Consider the following 6,000-nt stretch of genomic DNA (forward strand, 5'->3'; position numbering starts at 1 on the left):
GCCGAACGATGGGCGCGATCCCTGACCGCGTCCACGTCAAGTCAGGGGGATCGCGAATGCTCCACCTCTCGCGCCGCACACTGCTCAAACTCGCCGGCCTGGCGCCGGCTTCCCTCGCCGCTCCCTTTTCCCTGATCTCCCCGGCATCGGCCGCGCCCAGCAGGAAGACCGTCACCGCGGTGATGCATTCCGATCTGCGCATCATCGATCCCGGTTTCACCCCGGCCATCATCACCCGCGACCATGGCTACATGGTCTACGACACGCTGCTCGGCATCGACTCCGGCTTCAAGGTCCGTCCGCAGATGGCCGATTGGACCGTGTCCGACGACAGGCTCACCTACATCTTCACCCTGCGCGACGGATTACGCTGGCATGACGGAGCACCGGTGACGGCGCAGGACTGCGTCGCCTCGCTGAAACGCTGGGGCAAGAGCACCGACGGCATGGCGCAGAAGCTGATGGACTTCACCGCAAGCATCGAGGCCGCCGGCGACGGCGCCATCGTGCTCAAGCTGAAGGAGCCGTACGGCCTGGTGCTGGAGACGATCGCAAAACCATCCTCCTTCGTCCCCTTCATGATGCCGAAGCGGCTGGCCGAGACGCCACCCGACAAGCAGATCCCGCAGCAGATCGGCTCCGGCCCGTTCAAGTTCGTGCAGACCGAATTCCAGCCCGGCGTGAAGGCGGTTTACGAGAAGAATGCAGACTACGTGCCGCGCAAGGAGCCCGCGGACTGGACCTCCGGCGGCAAGGTGGTCAAGGTCGACCGCGTCGAATGGATCACGATGCCAGACGCGCAGACCGCGCTCAACGCGCTGCAATCTGCTGACATCGACTTCGTCGAAGCTCCGGCCTACGACATGCTGCCGGTGCTCGAGGCGAATGCGGAGCTCAAGGTGGCGACGCTGAACAAGTTCGGCTTTCAGTCGATCGGACGGATGAACTTCCTGCATCCGCCATTCGACAACGTCAAGGTCCGCCGCGCCGCGCTGCTCGCGATCAACCAGAAGGACGTGCTCGACGCCCAGGTCGGCAATCCCAGCTATTACAAGCTCTGCGGCGCCTATTTCGTCTGCGATACGCCGCTGGCGAGCGAGGCCGGCGGCGACACCTTGGTCAAGGGCGGCGGCATGGCCGAAGCGAGGCAGGCCCTCGCCGCATCGGGGTATGACGGCACGCCCGTGGTGATCCTCGCGCCAAGCGACGCGACGCTCTTGAAGGCACAGCCGATCGTCGTCGCGCAGCTGTTGCGCGAGGCCGGCTTCAAGGTCGATGTCCAGGCCACCGACTGGCAGACCGTGGTCACCCGCCGCGCCAGCCAGAAGCCGCCGAAGGAAGGCGGCTGGAACATGTTCTTCACCTACACCGGCGCGGTCGACGTGATGAACCCGGTCGTCAACGGCTCGATCGTCGGCAAGGGCAAGAGCGGCTGGTTCGGCTGGCCCGAGGACGCCCGGATCGAGCAGTTGCGCGACGCCTATGCGCGCTCGACGTCGCTGGACGAGCAGAAGCGGATCGCCCTCGACATCCAGAAGGAAGCCTACGACCAGGTGATCTACATCCCGCTGGGTCAATTCCAGGCGCCGAGCGCGTGGCGCAAATCGCTGGCCGGCGTGCTCGACGGCCCGGTCACGCCGCTGTTCTGGAACCTCGACAAGAACGAAGAGACATCGACAGGGTCTAGAAAATCGCACCGATCATTTCGGATGCCACCAGCGGCCGCCGATCACGACGCCTTCGGATGCGATCTTGCGATTGCCCGTCAGGTGCTCGCCGACGACGTCGACATAGTCGAACTGCCCTTCCCGGATCGAGATCATCGTGGCGTCGCCGACGCTGCCCGGCTTCAGGCTGCCGAGCTCCGGGCGCCGCAACGCCATCGCGGCATTCACGGTCGACGCCGCGATCACATCCGACAGCGGCATGCCCATGCAGAGGAATTTCGACATCGTCGTCACCTGGTCGAAGGCCGGTCCGTCGATGCAAAGCTTGTGAATGTCGGACGAGATGGTGTCCGGATAGAAGCCGTTGGCGAGCATCGCGCGCGCGGTCTTGAACGCGAACGAGCCCTTGCCGTGGCCGATGTCGAACAGCACGCCGCGCTCGCGCGCCTGAACCACCACCTTCTTCACGGTGCCCTGCGCGGTCGCGGGCGTGTTGGGAAACGGGCGGAAGGCATGGGTCAGCACGTCGCCGGGACGCAAACGTGCAAGCACCTCCTCGTAGCTCGGCGGCGGATGATCGATATGCGCCATCAAGGGCATGCCGACCTCCTCGGCAACTTCGAGCGCGATCTCCAGCGGCACGATCCCCGACGTGCCGGAGGCGTGCAGCCCGACCCGCACCTTGATGCCGACGATGAGGTCGCGGTTCTCGTCAGCGACGCGCGCCGCATCGACCGGGTTCATCAGCCGCAGCTCCTCGCTCTCGCCGACCATCACGCGGTTGGAGAAGCCGAAGATGCCGGCATGCGAGACGTGGAGGTAGGCAAGGATGCGGACCTGGCTCGGCTCGATCACATGCTTGCGGAAACCTGCAAAATTCCCCGGGCCCGCGCTGCCGGTATCGACCGACGTGGTGACGCCCGAGGTGCGGCAGAACTCCTCCGCGTCGATGCCGAGCGAGGTGCCGCCCCAATAGACATGGGTGTGCAGGTCGATGATCCCCGGCGTGACGATGTATTTCGACGCGTCGCGGACCTCGGTCGCGGGATCCGCCTTCAGGTCGCGGCCGACCGCCGCCACCTTGCCGCCCGCAAACGCAACATCCGTCACGGCGTCGAGCTTCTGCGACGGGTCGATCACCCTGCCGCCGCGCAGGATCAAATCGAAAGGCATTGCCAACTCCAGTTCAGTTCACCAGTTCCGGCCACGGCACGATGGTCGACTTCACCGTCTTCATCGCCATGGCATCCGCGACCGCCTGCGTAACGCCCTCCTCCGTGAACGGATAGATCGTCTGCATGTCAAGCCACGGATATTTGTTGCGCGTACGGTAGAGCATGTCGACGCCGAGCGGCAGGTCGTTGCCGGTAAATCCCCAGGAGCCGAGCACGTTGAGATCTTTCGTGCAGATGCGGTGCCATGACGTATTGATCGAGCCGGCATCGGTGAACTGGCCCATCTCGACATAGGTGCCGCCGTCGCGCAGCATCTCGATGCCCTCCGGCCCTGCGGTCGGATGACCCGAGCAATCCATCACGAGATCGGCGCCGAAGCCGCCGACGATGTCGCGCACCACCTTGATGCGCTGCTCCGCCGTCTTGAGATGGTCGATGTCGACGGTCGCCTCCGCGCCGAATTTCCGCGCCAGCGCGAGGCGCGGGGTTTCCGGCGCGCCGACAGAGATCACGCGGCCCGCGCCCATCTCCTGCGCGGCGGCGACCGCGAGGATGCCGATCGGGCCCGAGCCCTGGATCACGACGGTGTCGCCCCATTTGAAGCCGCCGGCGCGGGTTGCGCGGTTGAAGGCGCGGATGCAGGAGGTGAGCGGTTCCGACAATGCCCCTAGCCTGAGCGACATGTCGTCGGGCAGCTTGTAGATCTTGGTGCCCGGCAGCATATCGAGATCGACATAGACATATTCGGCCCAGCCACCCCACAGATGCGGTGCCTTGTCGAAGCCGAGATAGCGGCCGTAATAGACCGGGGTCAGGCACTTGTTGGCGCTCTCGGGGTAATGGATGCAGTAGTAGCAGCGGCCGCACGGCATCAAGGGCGGGATCATCACCTTCGATCCGACCTGAAGCGGCTTGCTCATGAAGTCCTCGGTGAATTCAGGACCACATTCGACGATGACGCCGCCGAGCTCGTGACCGAGCGTGAACGGCCACGGCAGCGGCTTCGGCCAGTGTCCCTTGAGGATATGCAGATCGGTACCGCAGACGCCGCAGGCGCCGACCTTGATGAGAGCCGCCTTTCCGCCGACCTTGGGCCACGGCACGGTGCGGATCACCGGCTTTGCGCCGGGCCCTTCATGGGTGCATACGCGGATCTGCTCCATCGCTCTCCTCCCTTGTTCTTGTTGTTGGTCGCGTCGATCACTTGTCCGCCGTGAGCGGCTTGATCGCCGTCCCGTCGGGCGCAAAGGCCTCGACCTTGTCCGAAATCACGAACGACATCAGGTCATGGCCGATCACCAGCGGTCCCTGATAGGTCGTTCGCGTCCGCGCCAATAGCGCCTCCTCCGGCACGTCCTGCGTCGGCGGTTGCGTCGCAAACACGATGTGAGAGTAGACCGCGAGCTTCGGCCTGGCGCCGCTGAAGATCTTGCCGGCCTCCTCGGGCGAGGTGTGGTGGTTCTCGATCGCGCGGTAGTTCGGATACGTCTTGAACAGCTCCGGATCGATGACCGCGACCTCATGGATCAAGAGGTCGGCGCCCGCGGCCGCCTTCGCCACGCGGTCATCGGGCTTGGTGTCGCCGGACAGCACGACCTTCCGGCCCGCATACTCGACGACGTAGCCGAACGACGGCTTGATCTTCTCGCCGTGATTGACCTCGATCGCACTCACCTTGACGCCGTTCTTCTCGTAGACGAGGCCCGGCTCGATGTCCGTTGCCGCGAAGGCGATGCCCTGGGGCGGATAGTCCTCGTCGTCGATGCGGATGCGGATGTCCTCGGAAAACGCTTTTGTGAGGTTCTCCGTCATCGCGACCGTGCCTTTCGGTCCGAAGATCACCATCGGCGATTTGCGCGAGCCGAACGGCGTGCCGATCCATCCGGTCAGCCACATGTCCGGCAGGCCGACCACGTGATCGGAATGCATATGGGTGATGAAATGCGCCGATATCGCGCCGATCGGGATCTTCTTCTGGAACAGCCGGATCGTCGAACCGCGCCCCAGATCGAAGATCAGCTTCTCCGGCCCCGCCTCCACCAGCGTCGCGGCGCTGAAGCTCAACAGCCGCGGCGTTGGCGTTCCCGTGCCGAGCAGTGTCACCCGCAATTCGGCGGCGAACGCCGTGCCAGTGCAGGCAAAGGCCGCCACAAGCAGCGCAAGCCATCGTTTCAGTCGCATCGCAGATGTCCTCCCCGCCGCCGGCGCTTGTCACGCAAGCCGCTCTGGCGTTGCGACAAGCTAGGTGAAGCGGATGGAGAAGCCAATGGCGGCTGCGGCATGACGGACGCGCGCGGTCGCGTGACAAGGTCACTTGACCGCCTAGCCTGCACCAACCTTCAGGCCGGCTTCCGCAGCGCGGTCCTCAGGACTTCGAAAATGACGGCGGTCGACCACCCGAACAAGAGGACGCCGTTCATGGCGGTCATCGGACCGAGCAAGCGCCAGCGAGCGACGGGGACGATGTCTCCGTATCCGAGCGTCGTGAAGTTCACGAACGCGAAGTATACCCGGTCGGTTCCTTCTGGTACAACGTCGACAAGGGCGTAGGCCAGCGACCAGACCATGACTTCGCAGCTGTGAGCCGCCATCAGGACAGCGACGGTCGCCATCATCACTGCGACAAGATGCGACGTGCTTGCAGATGGCCACCTTGCCGTGGTCGCTCGCGCCGCGCCGATGACCAGAGCCATCGCCGCCGCGTGGATGGCGATGTTCGCAAGACTTACGGCACTTGCAAAGGCGATCTGCCGAAGCATGGTTGCACCGATCAACGACCTGGCCGTCGCAGACCGAACGCTATCTGTCATTCTTGTTGTCGTCGATCATAAAAGTCTCGCAGGGGCATTGGGACAGATTTGAAGCATCAAGTTAGCGCCGTCCCCGCCGAACCACTGATCTGCCCCTCGTCGGCGGTGCTGCTGCTCCATGGACAGGCTGAAGCGCGAAGAGGTGCCCCATGCGTCCGTTGATTGAAGACATCAGACGAAATCCGCTGCTCTGGCTGCTTGTTCTCGTTCCGGTCGTCTTCCTCGCCCATGCCGCGCGTCCGGACGCCCACACGCTGCTGTTCGGCCTTTCGGTTCTCGGCATTGTGCCGCTAGGAGCCTGTCCAGTTAGCTCCGGGAAGGCGGTTTTATCCTAATGATAGCGGTTCA

Annotated in this window: 5 protein-coding genes and 1 pseudogene; 2 read left to right on the forward strand and 4 right to left on the reverse strand. The window is 64.2% G+C overall.

Annotated features, from left to right (window positions below; genetic code table 11):
* Nucleotides 1–56: 56 nt before the first annotated feature.
* Nucleotides 57–1,667: pseudogene (locus tag ACFFWD_RS04340) on the forward strand (ABC transporter substrate-binding protein); the annotation flags it as partial.
* Between the two features lie 33 nt (nucleotides 1,668–1,700).
* Here ACFFWD_RS04340 and ACFFWD_RS04345 read toward each other — a convergent pair.
* From ACFFWD_RS04345 to ACFFWD_RS04360, 4 genes are all read right to left on the reverse strand, one after another.
* A complete protein-coding gene (locus ACFFWD_RS04345; protein ID WP_376961810.1) occupies nucleotides 1,701–2,840 on the reverse strand; it encodes an amidohydrolase/deacetylase family metallohydrolase in 1,140 nt (379 codons plus the stop codon).
* A gap of 13 nt (nucleotides 2,841–2,853) precedes the next feature.
* Nucleotides 2,854–4,005: a zinc-binding dehydrogenase gene (locus tag ACFFWD_RS04350; protein WP_376961795.1), complete on the reverse strand. Its 1,152-nt coding sequence runs from the start codon at nucleotides 4,003–4,005 to the stop codon at nucleotides 2,854–2,856.
* A 37-nt stretch (nucleotides 4,006–4,042) separates the two neighbouring features.
* Nucleotides 4,043–5,023, reverse strand: a complete 981-nt coding sequence (locus tag ACFFWD_RS04355) for an MBL fold metallo-hydrolase (protein WP_376961797.1) — start codon at nucleotides 5,021–5,023, stop codon at nucleotides 4,043–4,045.
* 158 nt (nucleotides 5,024–5,181) lie between these two features.
* Nucleotides 5,182–5,601: a potassium channel family protein gene (locus tag ACFFWD_RS04360; RefSeq protein ID WP_376961799.1), complete on the reverse strand. Its 420-nt coding sequence runs from the start codon at nucleotides 5,599–5,601 to the stop codon at nucleotides 5,182–5,184.
* 200 nt (nucleotides 5,602–5,801) lie between these two features.
* Between ACFFWD_RS04360 and ACFFWD_RS04365 the strand changes: the two genes are divergently transcribed.
* Nucleotides 5,802–5,987 (forward strand): hypothetical protein, encoded by a 186-nt coding sequence (locus ACFFWD_RS04365; RefSeq protein WP_376961801.1) that lies wholly within the window; start codon nucleotides 5,802–5,804, stop codon nucleotides 5,985–5,987.
* Nucleotides 5,988–6,000: the final 13 nt, after the last annotated feature.

Source organism: Bradyrhizobium erythrophlei (genome assembly GCF_042430365.1).
GTDB lineage: Bacteria > Pseudomonadota > Alphaproteobacteria > Rhizobiales > Xanthobacteraceae > Bradyrhizobium > Bradyrhizobium erythrophlei.